At 57.9% G+C, this 22,871-nt stretch carries 20 protein-coding genes; 5 read left to right on the forward strand and 15 right to left on the reverse strand.

What is annotated here, in order from left to right; genetic code table 11:
- Positions 1 to 37 precede the first annotated feature (37 nt).
- The 3 genes from HY298_15180 to HY298_15190 all read right to left on the reverse strand — a co-directional run bounded on the left by HY298_15180 (position 38) and on the right by HY298_15190 (position 4,789).
- Positions 38 to 655 carry a PEP-CTERM sorting domain-containing protein gene (locus tag HY298_15180; GenBank protein ID MBI3851600.1) on the reverse strand — a complete coding sequence of 206 codons (618 nt, stop codon included), beginning with the start codon at positions 653 to 655 and terminating at the stop codon, positions 38 to 40.
- A 100-nt stretch (positions 656 to 755) separates the two neighbouring features.
- Positions 756 to 3,656: a c-type cytochrome gene (locus HY298_15185; protein MBI3851601.1), complete on the reverse strand. Its 2,901-nt coding sequence runs from the start codon at positions 3,654 to 3,656 to the stop codon at positions 756 to 758.
- A 254-nt stretch (positions 3,657 to 3,910) separates the two neighbouring features.
- Positions 3,911 to 4,789: a hypothetical protein gene (locus HY298_15190; protein ID MBI3851602.1), complete on the reverse strand. Its 879-nt coding sequence runs from the start codon at positions 4,787 to 4,789 to the stop codon at positions 3,911 to 3,913.
- 380 nt (positions 4,790 to 5,169) lie between these two features.
- Here HY298_15190 and HY298_15195 point away from each other — a divergent pair, with 380 nt between their 5' ends.
- Positions 5,170 to 5,649 (forward strand): cupin domain-containing protein, encoded by a 480-nt coding sequence (locus HY298_15195; GenBank protein ID MBI3851603.1) that lies wholly within the window; start codon positions 5,170 to 5,172, stop codon positions 5,647 to 5,649.
- 90 nt (positions 5,650 to 5,739) lie between these two features.
- Here HY298_15195 and HY298_15200 read toward each other — a convergent pair whose 3' ends face one another.
- From HY298_15200 to HY298_15215, 4 genes are all read right to left on the reverse strand, one after another.
- Positions 5,740 to 6,159 carry a hypothetical protein gene (locus HY298_15200; protein ID MBI3851604.1) on the reverse strand — a complete coding sequence of 140 codons (420 nt, stop codon included), beginning with the start codon at positions 6,157 to 6,159 and terminating at the stop codon, positions 5,740 to 5,742.
- Between the two features lie 218 nt (positions 6,160 to 6,377).
- On the reverse strand, positions 6,378 to 7,202 hold the full coding sequence (locus HY298_15205; GenBank protein MBI3851605.1) for a hypothetical protein: 825 nt from the start codon (positions 7,200 to 7,202) through the stop codon (positions 6,378 to 6,380).
- Positions 7,203 to 7,271: 69 nt separating this feature from the next.
- On the reverse strand, positions 7,272 to 8,144 hold the full coding sequence (locus HY298_15210) for an aldehyde dehydrogenase family protein (GenBank protein MBI3851606.1): 873 nt from the start codon (positions 8,142 to 8,144) through the stop codon (positions 7,272 to 7,274).
- Between the two features lie 106 nt (positions 8,145 to 8,250).
- On the reverse strand, positions 8,251 to 10,221 hold the full coding sequence (locus tag HY298_15215; protein MBI3851607.1) for an ABC-F family ATP-binding cassette domain-containing protein: 1,971 nt from the start codon (positions 10,219 to 10,221) through the stop codon (positions 8,251 to 8,253).
- Between the two features lie 335 nt (positions 10,222 to 10,556).
- Between HY298_15215 and HY298_15220 the strand changes: the two genes are divergently transcribed.
- From HY298_15220 to HY298_15230, 3 genes are read left to right on the forward strand one after another with little or no spacing between them, the layout of a single operon-like run.
- Positions 10,557 to 12,245 carry a sigma-70 family RNA polymerase sigma factor gene (locus HY298_15220; protein ID MBI3851608.1) on the forward strand — a complete coding sequence of 563 codons (1,689 nt, stop codon included), beginning with the start codon at positions 10,557 to 10,559 and terminating at the stop codon, positions 12,243 to 12,245.
- Between the two features lie 47 nt (positions 12,246 to 12,292).
- On the forward strand, positions 12,293 to 12,595 hold the full coding sequence (locus HY298_15225; protein ID MBI3851609.1) for a CopG family transcriptional regulator: 303 nt from the start codon (positions 12,293 to 12,295) through the stop codon (positions 12,593 to 12,595).
- A complete protein-coding gene (locus HY298_15230) occupies positions 12,592 to 12,999 on the forward strand; it encodes a putative toxin-antitoxin system toxin component, PIN family (GenBank protein MBI3851610.1) in 408 nt (135 codons plus the stop codon). Before HY298_15225 ends, HY298_15230 begins: the two co-directional genes overlap by 4 nt.
- Positions 13,000 to 13,142: 143 nt before the next feature.
- Here the strand turns inward: HY298_15230 and HY298_15235 are convergent, their stop codons facing one another.
- The 4 genes from HY298_15235 to HY298_15250 all read right to left on the reverse strand — a co-directional run bounded on the left by HY298_15235 (position 13,143) and on the right by HY298_15250 (position 17,811).
- Entirely contained in the window at positions 13,143 to 13,472 is a 330-nt protein-coding gene (locus tag HY298_15235; protein ID MBI3851611.1) for a hypothetical protein, read from the reverse strand.
- A gap of 1 nt (position 13,473) precedes the next feature.
- Positions 13,474 to 15,642 carry an alpha-galactosidase gene (locus HY298_15240; protein MBI3851612.1) on the reverse strand — a complete coding sequence of 723 codons (2,169 nt, stop codon included), beginning with the start codon at positions 15,640 to 15,642 and terminating at the stop codon, positions 13,474 to 13,476.
- A 459-nt stretch (positions 15,643 to 16,101) separates the two neighbouring features.
- A complete protein-coding gene (locus HY298_15245) occupies positions 16,102 to 16,668 on the reverse strand; it encodes a paraquat-inducible protein A (protein ID MBI3851613.1) in 567 nt (188 codons plus the stop codon).
- 78 nt (positions 16,669 to 16,746) lie between these two features.
- Entirely contained in the window at positions 16,747 to 17,811 is a 1,065-nt protein-coding gene (locus HY298_15250) for a DUF1593 domain-containing protein (GenBank protein ID MBI3851614.1), read from the reverse strand.
- A gap of 299 nt (positions 17,812 to 18,110) precedes the next feature.
- Between HY298_15250 and HY298_15255 the strand changes: the two genes are divergently transcribed.
- A complete protein-coding gene (locus HY298_15255; GenBank protein MBI3851615.1) occupies positions 18,111 to 19,355 on the forward strand; it encodes an SGNH/GDSL hydrolase family protein in 1,245 nt (414 codons plus the stop codon).
- A 179-nt stretch (positions 19,356 to 19,534) separates the two neighbouring features.
- Here HY298_15255 and HY298_15260 read toward each other — a convergent pair whose 3' ends face one another.
- From HY298_15260 to HY298_15275, 4 genes are all read right to left on the reverse strand, one after another.
- A complete protein-coding gene (locus HY298_15260; GenBank protein MBI3851616.1) occupies positions 19,535 to 21,451 on the reverse strand; it encodes a DEAD/DEAH box helicase in 1,917 nt (638 codons plus the stop codon).
- A 61-nt stretch (positions 21,452 to 21,512) separates the two neighbouring features.
- Positions 21,513 to 21,779 carry a hypothetical protein gene (locus HY298_15265; GenBank protein ID MBI3851617.1) on the reverse strand — a complete coding sequence of 89 codons (267 nt, stop codon included), beginning with the start codon at positions 21,777 to 21,779 and terminating at the stop codon, positions 21,513 to 21,515.
- A 4-nt stretch (positions 21,780 to 21,783) separates the two neighbouring features.
- On the reverse strand, positions 21,784 to 21,939 hold the full coding sequence (locus tag HY298_15270) for a type II toxin-antitoxin system RelE/ParE family toxin (GenBank protein MBI3851618.1): 156 nt from the start codon (positions 21,937 to 21,939) through the stop codon (positions 21,784 to 21,786).
- Between the two features lie 203 nt (positions 21,940 to 22,142).
- Positions 22,143 to 22,829, reverse strand: coding sequence for a DUF559 domain-containing protein (locus HY298_15275; GenBank protein MBI3851619.1), 687 nt, complete (start codon positions 22,827 to 22,829; stop codon positions 22,143 to 22,145).
- Positions 22,830 to 22,871 lie beyond the last annotated feature (42 nt).

The following is a 22,871-nucleotide window of genomic DNA, read 5'->3' on the forward strand; positions in this document are numbered from 1 at the left end:
TATGTCTCGTCACGAAACTGAACGGCTAATTACTAAACTACTTCCTGAGGCGGAAAATCAGCAGTGCCGCAGCACCCAAACCAGCCAAAGCAAACGTTGACGGCTCAGGAATTAAAAAGACCTGAAAGTCGGTGAGGCCTGAATCAAAAATATTCGCAGCAAGTGATCCAGTTGTTATTGATGCCATGGTGAACGCTGCCGAGTGTCCTCTAGGTCCGTTGAGTGGATCGCCATAATACGTCCCCCCTTTCCAAACGACGATTTCGAAGGTAATAGGACCATTAATGTAATCCGGAATCGTCAGGATTGGGCCCTTGAAGTAGCCGGGTGGGGCACCATTAATGGCGAACATGGCTGGATAGCCAGCAGGTTGGCCTGAAGCTGTGAGCAATTGCAGATTTTGGGGGATTGCGGTTCCATCTGGATCGGCGGGTTCAGATACCGTGCCGAGTCCATAATAAAGTGCGGCTTGGTATGAGGAATCCACTCCTGTCCCTACTGGTCCAGGCGAGCCGTACCCACTATCCCCATAGGTAACCTTCCCGGCTGGCGAGTTGTAGTTGTCAAACCAGATGTGACCCTGTCCATAGGACGATGCTACAGTGGCGACGGAGGCGGCTATTCCAAGTATTGATGCGACGATTGTTCTTTTCATGCTCTTTGCTCCTCTTGAGTTTGGTCAGTCAACTTCACTTTTATGAAAATATTACAGACATTCGGCTCAAGGTTGTTTTACCGCAACTGATTTTCCATCGCTATTTTTGCCGGCCCAACTCGGAGAGAAACCGAACGAGATCCCGGAATTCGGCCCGACTCAAAGAGTCAGTCAATCCACTGGGCATCACCGAACCATTTTGTTTCTTCCCCTTGATCGCGGCGCGGCTCAAGCGGACTTCCTTGTTTTGAAGAACATCCCGCATCGTCAGCTCATCCTTGGTCTCACGAAGCTCATAGCCTTGGTACTCCTCACCATCCTTTGTCGTGACCGAGATCGACACGAACCCTTCTTTGATTTCCTTTTGTGGCTCGAGAATCGCGCCAATGATGAAATCAATCGGCTGCGCCGTCCCGAGCGCACTGAGATTTGGACCGATGTTTCCGCCCTGTCCGTTGACAGTGTGGCAGGCGATGCAGCCGAGTTGTGGACGGCGAAAAATCTCCGCGCCCCGTTTCGCGTCGCCATGGGCGCGAACGTCATCGCCGAAAGCCCGGATTTCGTCGGATGTCATTCGCCTGGTTTGGGTGCTGCGGCCGATAGCATCGCCAAGAACCTGGGCCAACCGTTCATTGCGCCGGCCGCTGGCGCTCATTAAACGCAAGCCAGTCTCTGCAACTGGTTGGGAAGGCGGCTTTGCCGCGAGCGCGTAGGCCAACGTTGCACCACCGCCTTTGCGTTGAAGAAAAGCAGAAAATACCTCGCTCACCAATGCTTCATCCTTGAGGTTCGCAAAACTTTCGCTCGCGAGCCTGGCGGATGCGCTCAGATCGAAACCACACAAGCCGGCAATCGCCGCGCTCCGCACCGGCGGTGGAGCTTCGCCGGCCAGGCGCAGGAGGATCTGGCGACTCGCATCGCCACCGAACAATGCCAGCGCCTCCACAGCGCGGCGACGAGTTTTGTCACTTGGCTGATCGTCAAGAATCAATCGCGCCGCCGACGAACGAAATGATTCCAGCTTCCAAACGCCGGCGAGCCGGATCGCTTCACTCCTCAAGTCCTCGTTCTGACTTTCGATCAATGGGCGGAGGGCAGCAACAAGGTCACCGCCGGGGCGGACATTGCGCACGAGCGTCGCGGTCGCAAGCGCCGGCAACAGGCGAGACTGGAGCGTGGCATCAGTCAGTGTGAGGATGGTGCCGAGGTCATTCGCATCGCCGACGTCAGCGAGAAGGCGAAGATACGTTTCGCGCATTACGGTATCGAGTTTGGGTGAGCGCAACTGGTCGCGCAGGATTTGCAGAGTGTCCGGAGTGCCGTCGGCGCGCACGAGCAGGTCGAGGCGCGGCGGTTTGTTTTCCAAATTCAATTTGCCCGCCTTGAAAGGCGCGAGCCAATAGGGCTTCAACGCAAAGACGGCCTGGTTCAACGCATAAGTCAAAAATTGATCGGTCGGAAAATCTGCGGCGAGGGCGGCGACTTCCATCGCCTCCGGTTTCGGCACATAAGTGCAAGCCACGACCGCGTGCAGTCGCACACGCGGATTTTCATCGGTGACGAGTGGACGAAGCAACGCCAGCGGGTCGGCCAGCCGGTCGGCCCAATTGCCCACAACTCCGGCGGCGTAGGCGCGCGCATTCGCGTTGGTGGCACGACAGAGGCGCGCAAGCAATTCCGGCGCGATAACTTCATGACTTTGGTAAACGCCCAACGCCTCGACCAGCGTGTGCTCGGACAAACCAGGTTGAACGCTCCATTCGTTCAAGGCTTTGGTGACTTGTTCCCTCGGACGATCCGCCAGCACGCGCTTGGCGAAGCGTCGCGTCCAACGGTCGGGAGATTTCAAGTCCTCCAACAACTCGGTCAAAGACGCTTCATGCAACTGCGGCGGTTTGGTCAACGCACGGCCCTTTGCCGTGACACGCCAGATTCTTCCGTGGGTCTTGTCGCGGTCGGGATGACGGAAACTGGCCTGGTAGTGGCCGATGATTGGATTATACCAATCGCAAATGTAAAGTGCGCCATCCGGACCGAACTTCGCGTCCACCGGCCGAAAATTACGGCTCGTGGATTTAATGAGCGGCGGCAAATCCTCGAGGCTGAAGCCCGCGCCGTCGTCGCTGATCTTGAGCGCCCACACGGCGTTGTTGATGTAACCGCCGAGGATGAGCACGCCCTGCCACGCGTCGGGGAAATGCGTCGTGCCCACGATGTCGCCGCCGCTGGACTTGCGACCATTGCCGTTTTTCCAAATCAACGCGGGCGGATCGTCGCGATGGTTCAGCACCAGGCCTGGCACCGGATAAATCGAGGAACTGTTGTTGCCCGCGATCACAATCGGTTCGCCCCAATCAGTGAAGACGTAGCCCCAGGGATTCTGCGGCTCGTGTTCCGACCCGTAGAAGCCTTCCAGTTTCAAACGGCGCGGCCACAAACGCCAGAGTCCGGCCTGTTCAAGGTGCACGATGCCCCACGGCGTTTCCACATGAGAACGAGTATGCAGTCCCTGGGAAAACCACAGTTCGCCGCCTGGTCCAAAAAGAAATGAGTTTATGTTCTGATGATTGTCGCCAGTGCCGAACCCGCGGAGCACAACGCGACGCTCGTCCGCTTTGCCATCGCCGTCGCTGTCTTTGAGGAATAACATTTCCGTCCCGTGACCGACATACGCACCGCCGTCACCCAACTCGATTCCTGTTGGAATCATCAGACCGTCGGCGAAGACCGTGGTCTTGTCACAACGCCCATCATGATTCGTGTCTTCGAGGATCAGGACCTTGTCGTTCGGTATCTGGCCGGGTTCAATCTGCGGATAGACTGTGCTGCCGATGACCCATAGCCGCCCACGCGGATCGAAACGAATTTGAATCGGTTTCACGACGCTGTCTTTCTCGGACGCGAACAGGTTGACCTCAAAGCCGTCAGCGATTTGGAATGAAGCGAGTTCGGCGGCGGGATCGTCAGGCTCGGCGGCGAAGGCGGCAGCGCCAAACCCCAAGCTCCAAGCTCCAATGAAGCTCCAAATCCCAACCTCCACAACACGGCGCGCGGACGCAATGATGCGAAACCAGCGTGCGGATCGAATTGGGGAGCGCGCCCGCCCCGGACGCAGCCGAGGACGCCCTCGTCGTCGGCATTCGGGCGTTTGCAAGCGAACCATTTGGTGCGAACGCCGCGCGGATGGTTTGGCGCGAGGGCGCGCCAAACTGCAGCCGGGGCGGCTGCGCTCCCCATGGTTGGAGGTTGGAGCTTTCATTTCGGGAGTTGGTTGATGAGTCCAACAATCTCAGTCTCCTTCGCTTCAATCAACGGCGGGAATTTTTCCATCTCCTCCGGAAACCAACGGACATTTGGGTTGCGATGGTCGCGGCTGCTCGGTTGCGTCGTGCGGTCGCCGCCGAGAAACGCCCAGTTTTGCGGACGCCAATATTCAAACCATAGCCGGTTTTTCGCGATGACCGTCTGACGAACGCGCTCGAAAGCTGCATTGGACCACCCACCGTTTTCATCAGGTTCACCCGCACGATTGGCAGTCTTGCCAAATCCAAGTTGCCGTGCGAACGCACACGCGACCAGCGCGTGACCGCGCGGCGTCAGTTGCAGACCATCCTCCGTCAAGCGCGGCTCACGATGTGACTCTCCACCCAACTCCGCGAACAAATCCACCAGCGGCAATCCGCGTCGGCGCGCCAGTTGGCGAATGGACTTTGCGTAGGCGGTGAGATCGCCATTGCGTTTCGACAAATCTGGAAAAAGCCCGCCGCCCTTCTCAAACGGCGGCGGTGTGACCAATACAAGTCGTGGTGTCTGGTGCGCACATTCGTCGAGCAGCTTCCCGTATGCGGCGGTAAAACTAGGCAGTGCGTCACGCCCGCCCAACGCTTCTGCGCGCCCATATTCCAACACGATGACCGAAGCGCACGCCCGTTGCAGATGCGATTGCAATGATGGAAATCCCACGTCGCGTGGTTGTGCAAAGATTGTGTCGCCTTCCCAGCCGAAATTACGGAAGCGCACACCGAGACCGCGATACTGCGCCGCAAGCAATGTCTCCAGATGGCCTGTGTGCTGCGCCGCGGCCACATCCGTGCCTCCGAGAAAAGCTACGACATCGCCTCGCTCCAAAGTCAAGCGGTTGCCGCGAAACGGCGACGGACGGTGTGCAAACTCCTGACCATTTAACCCAGCCTTGTGGGCTGAGGCGGGGGCATTTTCAACCGCGTATGCCGAAGTGGTTGCCAAAATGATCAAAAAGCCAAGCAGACAGCCGAGCTGAATTGTTCGCCCGGGCCGAGCACCTGTCCTTCGCGTCGAGTTGCGATACGTAGTTGGCATCCTGGATTCCGATGGTAATTACACGAAGCAAACGCACGTGGCGAGATCGAACTCCGGTCCGGCGAGGTGATGCATAAATCTAAAATTAGTTCCCCAAAACCTCCCGGCCAAATTCTCGTGGACAAGGAGAAAACCGGTGAATAGCGTCGCCTTCACAACAATTCACCCCACAAATTATGCGTAAGGTTAACACGAACAAACTGGCCGAGAACTCCTGGTCTTCCCCCAAGGGAAGATTCGTCGGCGCGGGCAAACAAGTCTCCGAAGCCCTTGGGCGCAAGCCAAAGTCCACCGATCTCAACGAGCGGCATCCCTTCGATGTCGAGATCCTCCGCATCCCGCCGCGTGCGACCCCCTACCCCTATCATTTGCACAGCGCGCAATGGGAATTCTATCACGTGATCGCCGGCAAGGGCATCGCCCGGGACAAGGATGGAAAGACTCCCATCGAAGCCGGCGACGCCTTCATTTTTCCGCCCGGCGAACCGCACCAACTCATCAATGACGGCGCTCAGGACTTAATTCTTTACGTCGTGGCGGACAATCCGATTGGCGAATCCGTCTATTATCCGGACAGCAAGAAATGGGGCGTGCGCGTGCCTGAGCGCAGAATCCTGCGCTCCGAGGCGCTGGATTACTTTGATGGGGAGGAGTGAGATGCCTCGGGACTCTTGAAGGAGCACACACCTCGTATCGGTTCGCCGCCTCCTGGCGACGCCGCGTGGGATTCAACTTCTGAGTTCACCTCAGGTGGTGCTGTGTTGCAACCTGCCGGCCTTGGCCATTGCTGCCCTTTGCTGTGCCAGACATTTCGGACAGATGCCGTGAGTAGTAGGGGTGTCAAATCCTTGTTGCATGAATTCTTCCAGCGGCATCCATTGCCCCTTGTAGTCGATGTGGTGGCACCAGGCGCAGACGCGCATGAACTTTTCCAGATAAAGAATGCGGTCGAGAATCCGGCGAGTGGACGCATTGACCAGAAACCAGACAGCCAGGACAAGCAACATGCCCAAAGTCGCATTGCCGAATTTCCAGACGAATGGATAATCCTGAAAAATCAGCGAAGGAAGTTTCAATAATTCATCGAGAAAACCGAGGACTATGATGACCAGGAAACCAATGTTTTGGTACATCAACAGTTTCGTCACGCGCGATTTCGTTTCCATAGTTACAACAACCGAAGTGGTGTGGCCCCACCACGAGGCGACTCCGAGCGCGGTTCCAACCACGATCGCGGAATTGTCGCTTCGAACAAATCCATCCCACTTCGAGCTTTGTGGACTTGCCTCCCTTAGGGCTGCAACAACTGTGCCACCCGTGAACATTCGACTCTTCCCGACCCGCGAAATTCAATCCGCGCTCAGCCGGCGCCGGAAAAGAAAGCTCATTCCACCGGTGGCAGGCCCGGCGAATGCGCGGCGCGGACTTCGGTTCTTTCCTCGTGATAATCCATGATTTTGCGGATGAAGAATTCCCGTCCCTCGAGATGCCAATCCGTGTCGCGCGTGTACCAGAGGCCATCGGGCAGGTGTTCGCGATTGAATTTGAAATTAAATTTCCAAAGCGCGCCCACCAGACCGCCCGCCACGCTCACTTTTTCCGTCAGGCGCAGGTCGGCCTGGACGATGGCGGCATCGTCTTCATCGACCCAGGCGCGCCCGGCGGCTTTGTTGATGAAGCGGTCTTTGATGGTGCGTTCAGGAAGATTCCTGCTGGCGGGAACAAAATCGAGCACCAGCGTGGGCCGGCCATTCCGCATTTCGCGTCCCACCAGTGTGAACTTGTACCGCTTCAACAAGTCGTCGTTCAATGGGAAATCAGTTTTCTCGAAGGCCTGTCCGCGCGGGGCCGTGCCCTCATTGGTGCCGGCGGTGGTTTTGCCGGCGGTGGAGCGGGATGAAGTGGCTGGAGTCGCCGGTCGCGGGCGGGCAGCCACGCGCTCGATGGTTGGATTGTGCTCCCTGGTCTGCTCGTCCTTCTTTTTCAATTCGCCCTGGGAATTGCGCGTTTCGGTCTGCTTGGTGCGGGAGTAGATGTACTGCGCGTTGAATTGATGGTCGTTTTCGCTCTCCTTCTCCACCCGTTCCAGCACGCGATGAAGCACGCTGTCAACCGAGGGCAACGGCGGTTCGCCGGGGTTCACGCCAGCAACTGGCATGGCCGCCGCGCAGAGAACGGCTCCCACCAGCAATTTTGTCCTCGTGTTCATACAGCCAACTCGGAGATTAGATGCCACGCGGCGGACAATAATTCAAGCCAGAAAGTGGAGCCGGAGTGGTTACAACCCGATGGGATGCCACGTCGTCTTGAATTCGATGGTGTCCAGAATCCAGTAAGGGTCCTCCGCTTTGGCGTTGAACCAATCGGCGGGCGACAGCGAACGATTGGCGTAGCGTTTCAAATTGATTGCCGTGCCCGACTGCAAGCTGGCGCTCAATGCAAGGTCTCCCGATCCGTCCACGATCGCGTTCACATCCATGTGCCCGGCAATGTGCGGCGCGAGTTCGGCCCGTTTGCCGGCAAGAATGTTCACCACGCCACCCGGCAAATCGCTCGTCGCCAGAATCTCGGCGAAGGTCAACGCCGGCAGCGGATATTTTTCTGAAGCGACGACTATGGCGGTGTTGCCGCTCAAAACCACCGACGCCACCAGCGAGACGAGCGAAACCAACGCCGGCTCCTCGGGCGTGAGCACAACCACTACTCCCGTCGGATCCGGTGTGGTGAAGTTGAAATGCGACGAGGCCACCGGATTCACCGTGCCGAAAACTTGCGAGTACTTGTCCGTCCAACCGGCATAGTAAACGAGCCGATCAATCGCCAGCGTCACTTCGCGTTTCGCCTTCCCCGCGCTGGAACCGGTTGAGCGCGTGATTTCCTTGACGAGTTCGCTTGCTCGGCTTTGCAGCATCTCGGCGGCGCGATAAAGAATCTGCCCGCGATTGTAGGCCGTGGCCTGGCTCCAGCCGTCCACCGCCGAGCGGGCAGCAACGACGGCATCCCGGAAATCCTTGCGCGACGCGTGCGCAAAATTGTCGAGCAGTTCCCCCGCCGCCGATTTCGCGGCCAGATAGCGACCGCTCTCACTGCGTGGAAACTTGCCGCCGATGAATAGCTTGTACGTTTTTTTAACGTGGAGAGGCGCGCTCATGATTGTTGGAGTTAGCGATCGGCGCTGAATCTAACAAACGATCGCGCTGGCTGCAACATCGCAACTCGGAGATCACCAGGGCTGCGCAACCGGGCACTACTTCGCTTCATTCAAACGCGACGAGCTTCGTAGCTTCCTGTTCCCACGCCGGACTCAACTGCAAAAGTTTCTCTTGAATGGCCACCAGTTCCCGGTTGACCTCCTGGGCACGGCCGGGTTTCTCATACGTCTCCGGTTTTTCCAGTTCGGCGGTCAGTTCGGCTTGCCGCTGCTCCAGTTCCAGAATTCCCTGCTCGAGGCGATGCACGATTTGCTGCTGCGTCTTCCGCCCGCGCGAGCGCGCCTGACGTTGTTCCGCTTCAAGGCGCTTTTGTTCCTTGCGCGAACCGCCCCGCACCCCATCCCTCTCTCCATCGGATGGGGAGAGGGTGGCGAAGCCGGGTGAGGGGCGTCGCGAATTCCCAGCGGTCAAAGCGGCGCGGGCGGACAACGCTTTCGTCTTGTCCAAGTAATATTGATAGCCGCCGGGATAATGCTTGAGCTGGCCGGCGTTGACGTGGACGACGTGATTCGCCAGGGCGCGAATGAAATAGACATCGTGACTGATGAAGATGAGCGTGCCTTGGAATTGATCCAGCGCGTAGGCCAGTGCGTCGATGCTCGACATGTCGAGGTGCGTGGTCGGCTCATCCATGAGCAACAGGTTCGGTGGGTCGAGCAGCAGTTTCACCAGCGCGAGCCGGCTCTTCTCCCCACCGCTCAAAACGCTGACGCGCTTGAAGACATCGTCGCCACGAAAGAGAAAACAGCCGAGCAGCGTGCGGACGAATTGCTCGGTGACGCGCTGCGGCGTGTCGAACGCCTCCTCCAGAACCGTGTGCGCCGGGTTGAGCATCTCGACCCGATACTGCGAGTAGTAACCGGCCTTGACGTTGTGGCCGAGCGTGCGGATGCCGTTCTGCGGCTCGAGCACGCCGGCAAGAATCTTGAGCAGCGTGGATTTGCCCGCGCCGTTCGGGCCGACGAGCACGGTGCGCTGGCCACGTTGGGCTTCGAAGTCCATGCCTCGATAAACCACGTTCTCGCCGTAGGCGTGGTCAATGTTTTCCAGCGTGATGACCTTGAGACCGCTGCGTTGCGGTTGCGGAAAACGGAAGCTGACCTTGCTGTCGTCATTCGCCGGCGCTTCGACTTTTTCCATCCGGTCGATTTGCTTGAGCTTGCTTTGGGCTTGCGCAGCTTTGGTGTTCTTGGCGCGGAAACGGTTCACGAATTCCATCAGGTGCGCGATTTCCCGCTGCTGATTTTTGTAGGCGGCGACGAGTTGTACCTCCGCCGCATCGCGCTGGACAAGGTACTCTTCGAAGTTGCCGCGGTAACGGATGAGTTTGCTCTGGCGAATCTCGACCACGCTGCCGACAAGCTGGTTCAGGAACTCGCGGTCGTGTGAGATGACGACGACGGCGCCGGGATAGCTCTTCAAATATTCCTGAAACCAAAGCAACGCTTCGAGGTCGAGATGGTTGGTCGGCTCGTCGAGCAGCAACAGGTCCGGCTCGTGCGTGAGCAAACGGGCGAGGTGCGCGCGCATGACCCAGCCGCCGCTCATCTCGCGGGCGGGCCGGGCGAAATCCTTTTCGCGGAAGCTGAGGCCGGCGAGAATTTGCTTGGCCTTGGCTTCGAGACGGTAGCCGCCCAGTTCGTTGAAACGATCGTGCACATCATCATGGATGTCCTCCGAATGCAACGCTTCGACGGGATGGTCTGCTTCCCAGGCCTTAATGATGCGGGCGAGCTTCGTGTATTCGGGCGTGATGGCGGTGGCCAGCTCAAGGACCGTCTCGTCGCCGACCGGCGCGCTCTCCTGCGGCAGAAAACCAATCGTGGTATTGCGTTCGAGCGCGACCTTGCCGTCATCCGGGGAATCGTTGCCGAGGATGATGGAAAAGAGCGTGGACTTCCCCGCGCCGTTCGGACCGACCAACCCGATGCGGTCCTGACGGTTCACCTGTAACGTGGCATCGGCGAACAACACCCGTTCGCCATACGCCTTGCTGATACCTGAAATGGTCAACATACGAATCCTGAGCTTACCGCGAAGCGACGCTGAAACACAAGCCGCGGAATTGTGGCAGCGTTCTATGAGGCCCATTCGGGCACTGGCACCGTTTGGAGTTCCGCCTTCAGGCGGTTCTGTGATTAAGGCCCGCCCCGGCCGCCTGAAGGCGGAACTCCAAACAAAGTGACCCACCGCTTCGGTGGTGGTGCGCAGATTCCCTGTCCGATTTGGGCTTCGGCGGCTACTCTATTATGGAATGACTCGGATTAAGATGAAGATTACGATTAAGAACCGATAGCGCTTTTCAAAATCTTACTCTTAATCATTCTCTTAATCTTAATCTGATCCAACGAATGAACAGTCTGACCGACCAACAGTTGTTGCGCGATTACGTCGGGAAACGCGCGGAGGCGGCGTTCGCCGAACTCGTGCGCCGGCACGTTGACTTCGTCTATTCCGCTGCGCTGCGGATGGTTCGCGATGTGCACCTGGCCGAGGACGTGACGCAGGGTGTGTTTGTCGCTTTCGCGCAAAATGCCCGCCAGCTCATGGAACGTCCCGTTGTTTCGGGCTGGCTGCATCGCACGGCGCAGAATCTTGCCGCCCAAACCGTCCGCACCGATATGCGCCGTCGCGCCCGCGAACAGGAGGCCGCCGCCATGAATGAATTGCTTGCCACCCAATCCGACCCTTCTCTTTGGGAACACATCGCCCCGCATCTCGACGCCGCGCTGGGCGAATTGAACGAGGCGGACCGCGATGCGCTGTTGCTGCGCTACTTTGAACGCAAGTCCGCTCAGGAGATGGCGCAAACCCTCGGCGTCAGCGACGAAGCCGCGCAAAAACGGGTCAGCCGCGCCGTCGAACGGCTGCGCGAATTCTTCGCCAAACGCGGCATCACCGTCGGCGCGAGCGGACTCGTCGTTGTCATCACCGCCAATGCGGTTCAGGCTGCGCCGGTTGGACTCGCCACCACAATTGCCACTGCTGCCGCCCTTGCCGGAACAGCCATCGCCACCACCTCAACTGCAACCGCAACCGCCACCAAAGCCATCGCCATGACCACACTGCAAAAAACCATCATCGCCGCGACGCTCACGGCCGCCATTGGAACTGGAATTTACGAAGCCCGCCGGGCTTCATCCTCGCAAAATCAGGTTCAGACGTTCCAAAAACAACAGGCGTCGCCCCTTGAACAGATCGAACAACTGACCCGCAAACGCGACGATGTCACGCGCAAACTCGCCGCGCTGCGCAATGAGAACGAACGGTTGAACCGCAATACCGCCGAGTTGCTCAAGCTGCGCGGTGAAGTCACACGGTTAAAAAGCGACGCGCGGGCGTCGACCCAGGCGAACGCCACGGACACCTCAACCGACGCCGCGGCAAAATCTTGGCTAACGCGCGTGAACAATTTGAAGCAGCGGCTCGAACAAACGCCAGAAGCAACAATTCCAGAACTTCAGTTCATCACCGAACAAGACTGGCTGAATGCCACTAAAGGCAAACTTGAGACAGATACAGATTATCGCAAAGCTTTGAGCGCATTACGGGGCGCCGGAGAAAACAAATTTGTAACTTTGTTGCACCCGGCCTTGAAGAAATACATGGAGGCCAACAACGGTAAGTTCCCGACCGTTATATCCCAACTGCAACCCTATTTTGAATCACCGGTGGACGAAGCCATTTTGAAACGTTATGCAGTCGTTCAGGCAGACGATCTCCCGAATACCAAGTTGGGTGGGGATTGGATCATCACGCAAAGAGCGCCAGTGGACGAAAAATATGATTCGCGATGGGGTATTGGCCCGAACGGCTACGGCACTTCAGGCACTAGCTCATGGAGCGATGAATCACTTGCTCTGGCGTCGGCGATAAAAACACTGTCCGCTCCACTGAAAACTTACAAGGAAGCGAACAACGGGAAAGAACCGATTGATCCATCGCAGCTACAGCCTTACCTCACATCGTCTGAACAGCAACAAGCGCTTCAAAAACTGATTCAAGCCGCCAAAGTCAAAAGCCAATCGGATGCGAACTGAATACGATCTGCACGGTTCATCACCTTCGCCGCAATGTTGCGACGGAAATGCGCGCCGTCGAAATGGATTTTCGTGAGTGCAGCAAATACAGCGGCTTGACGGGTCTGCCCGGCTGTCTTAATCTGTCTTACATGAGAGCTACCTTGACCATCAGCCTGCCGCCGGTGCTGCGCCGCGATGTCTCCCGCGCCGCCCGGGTGCAACGCGTGAGCGAGAGCGAATTCGTCCGCCGCGCCGTTCAGAAACAGCTTTGGGCGGACGCCTTCGAGGAAACCCGCCGCAGGCTTGCTCCCAAAGCCCGCGCCCAGCGCATCTACACCGACGAAGACGTGTTCAAACTCGTCTCTTGAAAGTCGTCGTTGACACCAACGTCCTCATTGCCGGACTCGTGGCCGAAGGTTTGTGCCGCGACATCGTCAAGCGCCGCCTGCCGGGCTGTGAGTTGTTCACCTCCCGCGCCTTGCTTCAGGAACTGGCAGAAAAGCTGCGCGAAAAATTTGGCGTCAATCCCAAGGAGTTGCCGCTGCTGCAAATCTACGAGGACTCAGCCACCGTGGTGAAGCCAGCCCGCCTGCCCAAGCCTGTTTGTCGTGACGCGGATGACGATGAAGCGCTGGCCACCGCTCTCGCCGCCCACGCTGGAATCATCCTCACCGGCGATAATGACTTGCTCACGCTCAAAGAATTTCAAGGCATCCGAATTCTCTCACCCCGTCTGTTCGTTGAGTGGCTGGATCAAAACCCATCACCGTAGCAGCCGGCGTAAGTCGGCTCACATTCTTCTATGTTGCCTGTCCGGTGCGAGCGCCAGTAGATACGCCGTTGTAGAAGGACTCGGATCAAGAGAAAGATTATGATTAAGCAGGCAGATGCGACGCAATACACGTTCCCTCGGCATCATTCACCGTCATACCGATACTTGAATCGCCCGTCGGGCGCCACGTCGCCGCTGACCAGGAAATCCAGGATGTCACCGGGATGTTGGAGATTGTCGGTCCATTTGAAATCGAGATGCAGGCGGGTTGAGCCTTTGGGCGGACCGAGCGCCGCACGCGGAATGGCCAGTTGCAGTTCGTTGCCTTGCACGCGAAATTTCACCGGCGCAGTCTTCTTCCATTTCCAAACGCCGTCGTTCTTTTCGAGCCAGGTCTTTCCGTCCGCGCCCACCGTCCGGTTCACGATGAACTCGAAGCCGTCCCAGCCCGTCGCCGGGTTCTGATGTAACACGCTACTCGATGACAAACCAATTCATCCCCTGCGCAGGCACTTGCACGGGCAATTCGATGGTGTAATCACGGTTGAGTTTGAAGGTTTTTGACTTCCTGGCCTGCTCGCTTACGAGGGCCTTATCGGTCAGGCCGGTGTAAAAAAGGTTCACACGCAGGGTCTTCTCCACCGACTGATTGAGCGGGTTGAACACGACGAGCATGCCTTTCTCTTTCAACTTCGGGTTCACGTGCAACATCCAGTCCAGGTCACGAGCGTCGGCGCGGCGACCGTGAATGAGATCGCTTTCGAGGATGTCGCGGTGGGCCTTGAACCAATCCACCCAGCGCTTGACCATCGCCTGCGTGCGCCCGGTGTCGTAGAGCCGCGGGCCGCGATAGCACGCCTGCACACCGAGCGCGAGGTTGCTGTAGAGCATCCGTTCGTAATGGTCCAGATGTTCGTCCAGCGGCTCGATGGTGGCCGCCGCGCCACCGCCTTGATATTCGGTCAACGGCACGAACATCCAACCCATGCTCGGCGTTTTCTCCCACGTGCCGTCGAAGATGTTCTGCCGCGTGTGAATGACCTGCTGCTCGCGCGGCAGCGACCAGTTATCTTCACGATATCCCATGCCGGTCTTGCTGGAGCCGGCGAGAAAATAATGGTCCGGCACGTTCAAATAAATCCCCTGTCCCCGGCACCAATTGTAGAAGTCAGAGATTTCGCGCCACTGGTTCCAGCGCGAGTCGGCCAGCCCCCGGTGACCGGGATGTTGGTCGCTCTGGCAAACGTCGCCGGGATACGAGCCATCGTGTTCCAGCAATGTGAAGCCGCTGTCGCGATGAAATTCGTAGAGGCGGCGGAAATAATTTGTGCCCCAGGTGCTGACCAGACACGGCGAGTTGCCAAAGGTTGGGCTTTGTCCGGGCGGCATCACCACGTCGTTGCCGCCACCGACGCGACGCGAGGCGAGCAGCGAGTAACTGCCAATCTCGATGCCCTTGCCGTGTGCGTAGTCGGCGTAGCGACGGGCGCGAGCGAGCGTCTCCGGCTTCTCGTTTTCCAGATCAAAACCGCTCCCGAAACTTAGTATGACCATCTCGAAGCCAACCTCGGCGCATTGATTTATGGCGTTGGTCACGGTGCGTTCGTCGGCCGAGCGAACGTGCATCATGAGCGGGTTCTCCGTGGCCCACGGCGCGATGACGCGATACATCCGGCGCACCGCCAGGCCACAACGCTCTCGATCAAAGTTTTCGAACGGCATCACCCACGAGTGGAAGGATTCGATGGTGCCGCCGGGCGCGATTTCCTGCGCCGGTCCAAGGTCAGGGCCGGTTTCAAGGAGACACGGCGTCTTGCGCTCGTAATTCACCTGTGATTTGAAATCGGGATCGGGCAACCAGCGAAACGAGCGGCGATTTGCGCCCGCCGCCATCATCCCGCCAAAGGCCATATCGGTCTCGACATGAATGTTGGGGGCCATGAGGCCGGCAGTCAGCGCATCCACCTCAGCGACGCGCTCGACCACTGCGAGCATTTCGCTGGAGAAGCGGTCGAGGCGAATGGGTTTCCCGGTGCCGTTGCTGACCGTCAGCCATTTGCTGTAACACGGAAGACCGTCGTAAAGCTCGTAATGCACGGAGACGCGAATCCGCGCTGGCGCTGCTCCGTTTGTTCCGGGTGGCGCATCGTAGTCCATCCGTAGATGAACGCCGGCCGGAGGCCACTTCACATCCGGCGCGTGATGGCGAACTTGCTTCCACGCGAATCGCTCCTTTGGCTTGCCGACTTCATAGCGGACGAAACGAAAAGCCGCCGGGTCGGCGCGCAACTGTTCGATCCATTCCGGCCGGAGAAACGCGTAGTTGGGCTGACCCTTCAGTCCGCCGATTTCGTAGCGGATGCCATCAATTTCAACGATCGCCTCCGGCTTCACTCCTCGGAGGAGGGCTTCGCCAGTTACAAGATTGTCGAAGCCTACCGTGGCGGCGTTGGGTGCGAGACGGAACGTGCGAGCAACAAGGCCGTTGGCCAGTTTGATTTCGCGTCCTTCGATGTTCGTTATCAGGCGGGCGCGATATGGCGCAGGATCGATCAGCCAGTCAGGCGGCGTAGTTGAAGCGGCGTGAGCCGATATAGGTAACACCACGACCGCCGCATAAATGAAGATTGATCCCAGCTTCATGGAAGCTAGCTTACTTAAAATCCGACGTGTGTCACCCGTCACTTCGCAATCGCTGACGCCGTGGATCAGGTCAACGGCGACGCGACACAGTCTTGCTGCGCTGGCAGTGGAGCGCGATTGAGTCCGTAGGACCATTAGCAACAGCTTCGCGAGGAGAGAGACTTTGGGATAAATTCGACGTGGCTGCCATTCTGACATGCTGCGGCTGCGCTTCGCCATAGCCGCGGTCCGCGGATGCTTTGGTCACGCCGCTGCAACACGGAACACTCGATCATGCCAGACTGCATGCCCTCTTCGAAAACGGGATCAATGTTCTTGAGGACGACCGAGCGCACATTCTTGATCGCAGACCGGCGGTCAGCGGACAATTCGGCAAGATACTGCTGAACGGTGGTCACTTTGCTTTGCATGGGTTGAGCGAGCCTAGCCAAAGTTACCGTCGGGCGCAACGCAGCACGCTTACTTCTCCAGCCGCGAGGCGATTCTCCCGGTCCACAACGACGCGAATTGCGTCAGCATGACGGAAATGAAAAAGAGAAAGAATCCGCCCTGCACTTTAATGCTAGCCAAACCACCGGATTTCACCGTCAACACCAAGATCGCGACCACAAACACGTCGAGCATGGACCACTTGCCCATGTGCGATACGAATTTGAAGAATGTCCGTGCCCGGTCGGCGGTCAGGCCCGGATAAAGCCACAACGCCAGCAGGGCGTTCATTTTCACAAACGGGAAACAGATCGTGAACACAAAGAGAATCATAAACAAAAACAGTTCGTCCCCCTTCCATAAAACGATCAGTCCGCGACATACGGAGATTTGATTCTCGAACAACCACAACTTGGTCACGGCGGTGAATGGCAGGAAAATGCCCGCTACAAAGAAACCCACCGCTGCCAGCAACATCAACACAATCGTCCAGCCGGCTCGCCGGTGAAATTTTATCAATGGAGAATGCTGTCGCATGAACGCGCCGCGAGTATAAACCAACACCGCCGCTAACGACAAACAGTTCTGGAACTGCACGACTTGCCTCTTTTCCGAACCAGGCATCAGTGCACGGATGCAACGGATCGATCCCCATACGAAGCCATTCTGGCAATGTCAGGATCCGCCGGGCAGACACCACGACATGCGCCGTGCGAAGTCCGACTGGAACGCCGGCCGCCATCGGCTGACGGCTTCGCGCCGATCCGTAACTTCTGTGTCAAAGTCGCGAAACCAGCCATCCGTCGCCTTCCGATACCGGCCGCCCCATCCAGGCTTCGAGGGAGCTTTCGGATCGTTGCCGCCCGGCGGAAGAAAGAAGAACCACGAGGGCGTGTCGCCTTCCTTGAGGCAGGCATTCGGATTTGGGTCGGTCCAGGTTTTGATTGGATACAATGCGCCAAGCGTCCCCGTCTTGCGCACGTGCTGCTCGATCCACTCGCGGCTCGTCAGCGACTCGTCCCCGCCGAGATACATGCCGCGATAAGTTCCCAGCCGACGGTCCTTGCCCGCGGGCGCTTTGCTCAGGATGTAGTGCATGCCGGGGAACTCGGTCCGCATCCATTCGGCGACGCCATCCTGATCACCAATGTCAAAGACCCGAAAACGCTTCGCAAACTGTGCGAACCCAGACGTTCCGCGATCGCGGCGGACTCGCCACAACGCCTGCGCGAGATCGGTTTGACCGCCCCAAATCGTGATATTGAGCGGGCGTTCGGGAGAGCCGGCATCCACGCGCTTGATCAACCAACGCGATGCTTCTGTGTCGTGTCCATCGCCGATGTACTCCCGCCCGCGATTTGGATTGCCCGACTTGACACATCCCAATAACGCGCGGGTTTCCGGCCAACCGTGCGCGTGGCGCATGAGATTGGCTCGCACCTCGCCATACGCGCGGACGACTTCACGGATCAAGTCGGGTCGCGTGACGGCGGTTTTCAGTTCACCCGGCGTGCCGGAAGCTGTGGCAACCAGTCCCTCGATCTCGAATTCATTGGCATAGACCATCAGCCGGACCATGGACTGCTGATCGTCCGGGTCACCACCGATGTCCGTCAGCACCAGCAGCCGGGGGCGTTCCTGGGCGGCCAACGCGCTGGCATGAACGAGCAGGCAAAGCGCGCAGATGTTGCAAAAACGCCTCGCTAGCCCCGGCCAGAATTTATTTGGTTGGCTGTTCATGTTTGGACGCAAGATAAACGCTTGCCCACCGCGACTCCAGCCGCAAACCGGACTCAACTCACAGCTTTTGTTTCGAGTGGACGGGACTGGATGGGCCGCAACCCCGACGCGGCGTCGGGGTTGGGTAGGTTTGGCGGACGGCGGCTTAAGTCGGAAGCGGCCAACCTCACGACGCGACGATGTGCCGTTTATGAATACCCAAATGAGCCAGCGCCCGAAGCAATTCTCCTTGAACCACGCCACGTCAAAAACCAAACTCCCTGCAGCATTCATTGAAGACAAATCTCTTCATCTTCTTTTTGGCGATCGGCCTCTCTCTCCCTGCTGCTGAAACGCAGCTTGCCGAGTGTGCGCCGCGCGTTGGGTTACCCAACTTCTTCGCCAAGCTGGATCGCGGCAACACCGTGCGCATCGGCTACCTCGGCGGCAGCATCACCGCGCAAGCAGGTTGGCGGCCCAAGACGCTCAAATGGTTTCAGCAGCAGTATCCCACGGCCACGATCAGCGAGATCAACGGCGCCATCGGCGGCACCGGTTCCGACCTCGGCGTCTTCCGCCTGCGCCATGATGTGCTGGAATTCAAGCCCGACCTGCTCTTCGTCGAGTTCGCGGTGAACGACGGCGGCGCGGCGTCGGAGCAAATCCACCGCTGCATGGAGGGCATCATCCGCCAAACCTGGCGCGACAACCCGGCTACGGACATCTGCTTTGTCTATACCCTCGAAGGCCACATGCTCGACAGGCTCAAGGAAGATAAACTCCCTCACTCCTACGCAGCGATGGAGCAACTGGCCGAACACTACGGCATTCCCACCATCAATATGGGCCTGGCAGTCGCGCGATTGGAAAAGGCCGGCAAGCTGGTCTTCAAAGGCAAGAAACCCGTCACCGAAGAAGAGCAGGCTGCGCTCGGCGACAAGATTCTATTCTCCGAGGATGGCGTGCATCCGTTCCCCGACACCGGCCACCAGGTCTATCTCGAATCCATCGTACGCGGCATGGCGCTGATCACACCCGCTGGAAAACCCGCGCCGCACAAACTGGGCGAGCCGTTTGCGGCTGACAACTGGGAACATGCGAATTTGGTCCCGCTAAGCCGCGCCCAGCTCAGTTCCGGCTGGACGAAACTCGACCCCGTGACCAACAAGCTGGCGAAAACCTTTGGCCCGCGCCTCCCGGAACTGTGGAAAGCCAATCGTCCCGGCGAAACCATCCAATTCAAATTCCGCGGCACCTCCGCCAGCATCTTCGATCTGGTTGGCCCGGACTGCGGACAGGTCATCGTCACGCTCGACAACCAGCCCCCCGCCGTCCGCCCGCGCTTTGATGCTTTCTGCACTTACCACCGCCTGGCCTCCCTCGCCATCGGCGTGAACCTCACCAACCTCGTTCACACAGTAAAACTGGAAATCCATCCTGACCAGCCGGACAAGGCGAAAATCCTCAGCCAACGCAACGAGAAGATGGACCATTCGGAACGCTTCAACGACCGCGCCTGGTACGCGGGCGCGCTCATGCTGATCGGCGATCTGGTCACCGAATAGGCGGGTGACTTGGAATACGGGATGCGCCTCGGCAACATTTAGAAGACCAGGTTTGCTGGCGACGGCACGTCGCCGACAATCCGGAACAGGCACGGCACGAGGCGGTCGTCGCCGAGCGGCTGGCGCGTGCTCGAGGAGTTTTCGCCAGCCTCGCGGTCGACGGCCAATAAACGTAACGGTCACAATCTCTCGCGAGCCATCATAACTTCAAATGCAGTCCAGCTACCGAAGAGAATTGCATAGATGTCGCTGTTCACTAAATAGTTTCTGTCAATGTCCATCTTGGTTGGTTTTCGGTTAAGCTTTCGGGCCAGCCGCTCATATTGGTAGAGGAGAATGCGGCGGATGTTGTGGCGAGTCGCGTAGGCCGGATCGAGTGTCTGGCTGGCGAAAACATCGATAACTCGGTCATCAAAGTTGACTTCGCAGCCCAATGGCAGATTCAAAATCTCTTTCCGCGTTCTCGCGCCACCGAGACCTGCCTGTTCGTCTTCTTCAAACGGAAGCAGTCCCTGATAGTCGAGAATCCTGTGCGCGTTTTTGAAGTTGCCAATGAAGTCGATGACGGTGCAGTGCGACTTCCCGACATATTTGCGCAGTCCACGCCCAAGTTGTTGATAGAAGATTCGCTTCGATTCCGTGGGCCTCAAGAACAGCAGGCATTCGATAAACGGCAGGTCTGCTCCCTCATTCAAAACATCCACAACGCAAAGAACGGGAACTGTTCCGCTCTTGAACTCCAGCAGCGTTTGATGGCGCTCCTGCCTGTCCGATTCGGATGTGTAAACCGCCGCAGCTATGCCTTCGGAGGCGAAGCTAGCGGCAACGCGCTCCGCGTGTTTAATGGAGCAGCAAAATGCTACCGTCGGCTTCCCTTCAGCTTTCTCGCGCCACTTCCGAATTATTGCGCGGTCTCGCTGCGGGACTATGAGTGCTTTTTCGAGGTCGCGAATACTGTAGGCCAGACCGTTGTGTTGGATTTGAGTGTAATCGACATCGTCGAAACATCCAAAGTAGTGGTATGGGCAGAGAACTCCGGTCTCGATTCCGAAGCGAAGCTCATAGCTGACAATCACGTTGCCGCTGCAAAGCTGCAGAATGTCCTGGCGGTCACCTCGAAAGGGTGTTGCCGTGAGCCCCAAGAGGAAACCCGGTTGGATACATTCGATGAGGCGGCGATATGATTTTGCCGCAGCGTGGTGAAACTCGTCGATGACGACGTAATCGAACTGACCGGCAGAGAGCTTCGCCAAGTTTTCCGCCAGCAGCTTGATCGTCGCGATGTTGACGCGGTTCAGTTGTCGGAATGAGGATGCTCGCTCCAAGCGAGCGACGCTGTCCGCGCCAAACTTTGCCTCGAACTCGGACTGGGCGACATCCAAGATTTCATGCGTGTGTGCGACGTAAAGCACGCAGCTTGGGTTGAGTGATTTCGCATCCTCGGCGGAGATTCGCGTTTTACCGCTGCCGGGCGGCAACACCACCAATCCAGTCTTTTGTTTCAGAGCGTGGGCTGTTGACAAGCCCTCCAACGCTTCCTTCTGTAGCAGGTTCAGAATCCGCTTCTTTGGCGAGTATCCACATTTGCATCGTCCGGCAGATATACGACTCGCGTCCTTGGGACAAAAGAATCCGTGAGCAACGAATAGCCGCGCCAAATCTACCACGTCGAAAATCGCATAGTGACAGCCAATCTCCTCGCATGTGGAGCAGAACTGTTCCTTAGCTGGGTCAAGGATCGTTCCCGGCGCGGCAAACACCGCGAACTTCAATCCGTCGATTTTCTTGAGCCGGTAAATCTGATGCGAAACATCGGATTGTCGAACCGTAGGGAATGACTTCCCCTTCAAAACGAAAGCCGCCAAGCCATGCTGGCCTTTAACCGTGACCCTGTGCGTGAAGATGTCCGCGATTTCCATTGGGCCATGCGGTGTTTGGCCGAAGTCGGCGAGGATTGAACGAAGGAAAGGTTCTAACTCCTCTCGCTCGTCAAGCTTCTTTACCGCACGAACAAGTTCAGGCGTCACATCTGACGCGGAGAATTCCTTCGCCTCTTTGAAGTTGTCGAACGCTTCGATTGGAATCAGCAGGCTCATTCTTTTGTTTGTTCTTTCAGTTCGAGCCTCCTCACGTCGGCTGCTACGGATAAAAGAGTTTTCACACCTTCGCCTTCACCGCCGCATCCATCTTGATGAGCGGCGGCCAGGGGCGTTTGAAGCCTTCGCCGGGGATTTTCTTCGTCGCATCGATGCCGAGTTTGCTACCGGACGGTTTCACGCGCGGGTCAGCGCGTTTGCGCTGATGAAAAGATTGCGCGAGCTGCCAGGTGACAACTCTTTTGAGCGCGCCGGCTTCGCATTCCGCGAGCAAACCTTCCTGCGCGAGAAAGTCGTCGAAGTTTGAACCGATATGCCCTTTCTTCATGGCGCTATTGTAGCAGACGCAGGCGAGATTTCGCCAATGTCAATTCTTCCTGCGGCGGCTTTTGAGATTTCTTGATGAAGCCGTGCAGCAGAATCATCCGCCGTGCGCCGGTGGTGAACAGCACTCGTGCAATCCCGTCAGGCAGCCGGATGTCGTTCATCAGCGATTGAAAAGTTGATCAATTCTCTCTTGCGCCGCTTCGGACATTTTGAGAGCGACGGTCAAGGACGTTTCAAACCTTCACCCGGCAATGTCTTCGTCGCGTCATTCATCATGGAGCACCCCCTCACCTTGGTCCTCTCCCCCGATGGGGGAGAGGAAATTGTTCGTCGCGTTCATCTTTGGTGTTCTTTGGCGTCCCCCTCATCCCGGCCTTCTCCTCCGGTGGGGGGAGAAGGAGTCCGAAAGGGGCGATGCAATTTTGGACGTGCGGCGTTGCGACTCCCTCTCCCCCATCGGGGGAGAGGGTTGGGGTGAGGGGGCAGGCTTGGGCAAGTAACCAGCGATTTCTTTGTGGCGACCCGTCCGCTCCATCAACGCGTGCCAGATTTCAAAGCGGATGGCTTCCAGTTCGCCGCGCAATTGGTGATTCCAGAAGCGCAACACCTTGATACCCTGCTCAGCAAGGAATTGATTTCGCTTCTCGTCTCTCGCCCGTTGGTCAGGGAAACCGTGTCCACCGCCATCGAGTTCGACGGCCAACTTGGCGAGCGTGCAGTAGAAGTCGAGGAAGTAGATACCGCAGGGATATTGGCGGCGGAACTTGAATTCAGAAAAGCGCCGGTCGCGGAGCAATCGCCACAGGCGTTTTTCCGCATCGGTGGATTCCCTACGTAGGTGGCGGGCGAAGTCGCGGGCGTCGGCGGTGCGAGTGCGGTGCTTGCCGGATTGCCCCCGTTGCCCCCTCACCCTGACCCTCTCCCCCGATGAGGGAGAGGGAATTCGGCGCGCGCCACCGTTGGTGTTGGATGTTGGTTGCGGCAGGGCGCGCGTTCCTCCTCTCCCCTCGGAGGGGAGAGGATTGAGGTGAGGGGTGGCGCCTTTGTTCATATTGAACGTGGGGGCAATCTTATGGGTTCCGAAAAGTTTATC

The sequence above is a fragment of the Verrucomicrobiota bacterium genome, from assembly GCA_016200005.1.
In the GTDB taxonomy this organism is placed as follows: domain Bacteria; phylum Verrucomicrobiota; class Verrucomicrobiia; order Limisphaerales; family PALSA-1396; genus PALSA-1396.

What these genes read in the sequence shown, in the direction of transcription:
- HY298_15180 (MBI3851600.1), bottom strand. Translation starts at nt 655, where the DNA reads ATGAAAAGAACAATCGTCGCATCAATACTTGGAATAGCCGCCTCCGTC.
- HY298_15195 (MBI3851603.1), top strand. Translation starts at nt 5,170, where the DNA reads ATGCGTAAGGTTAACACGAACAAACTGGCCGAGAACTCCTGGTCTTCC.
- HY298_15200 (MBI3851604.1), bottom strand. Translation starts at nt 6,159, where the DNA reads ATGGAAACGAAATCGCGCGTGACGAAACTGTTGATGTACCAAAACATT.
- HY298_15205 (MBI3851605.1), bottom strand. Translation starts at nt 7,202, where the DNA reads ATGAACACGAGGACAAAATTGCTGGTGGGAGCCGTTCTCTGCGCGGCG.
- HY298_15210 (MBI3851606.1), bottom strand. Translation starts at nt 8,144, where the DNA reads ATGAGCGCGCCTCTCCACGTTAAAAAAACGTACAAGCTATTCATCGGC.
- HY298_15215 (MBI3851607.1), bottom strand. Translation starts at nt 10,221, where the DNA reads ATGTTGACCATTTCAGGTATCAGCAAGGCGTATGGCGAACGGGTGTTG.
- HY298_15220 (MBI3851608.1), top strand. Translation starts at nt 10,557, where the DNA reads ATGAACAGTCTGACCGACCAACAGTTGTTGCGCGATTACGTCGGGAAA.
- HY298_15225 (MBI3851609.1), top strand. Translation starts at nt 12,293, where the DNA reads ATGCGCGCCGTCGAAATGGATTTTCGTGAGTGCAGCAAATACAGCGGC.
- HY298_15240 (MBI3851612.1), bottom strand. Translation starts at nt 15,642, where the DNA reads ATGAAGCTGGGATCAATCTTCATTTATGCGGCGGTCGTGGTGTTACCT.
- HY298_15250 (MBI3851614.1), bottom strand. Translation starts at nt 17,811, where the DNA reads ATGAACAGCCAACCAAATAAATTCTGGCCGGGGCTAGCGAGGCGTTTT.
- HY298_15260 (MBI3851616.1), bottom strand. Translation starts at nt 21,451, where the DNA reads ATGAGCCTGCTGATTCCAATCGAAGCGTTCGACAACTTCAAAGAGGCG.
- HY298_15265 (MBI3851617.1), bottom strand. Translation starts at nt 21,779, where the DNA reads ATGAAGAAAGGGCATATCGGTTCAAACTTCGACGACTTTCTCGCGCAG.
- HY298_15270 (MBI3851618.1), bottom strand. Translation starts at nt 21,939, where the DNA reads ATGAACGACATCCGGCTGCCTGACGGGATTGCACGAGTGCTGTTCACC.
- HY298_15275 (MBI3851619.1), bottom strand. Translation starts at nt 22,829, where the DNA reads ATGAACAAAGGCGCCACCCCTCACCTCAATCCTCTCCCCTCCGAGGGG.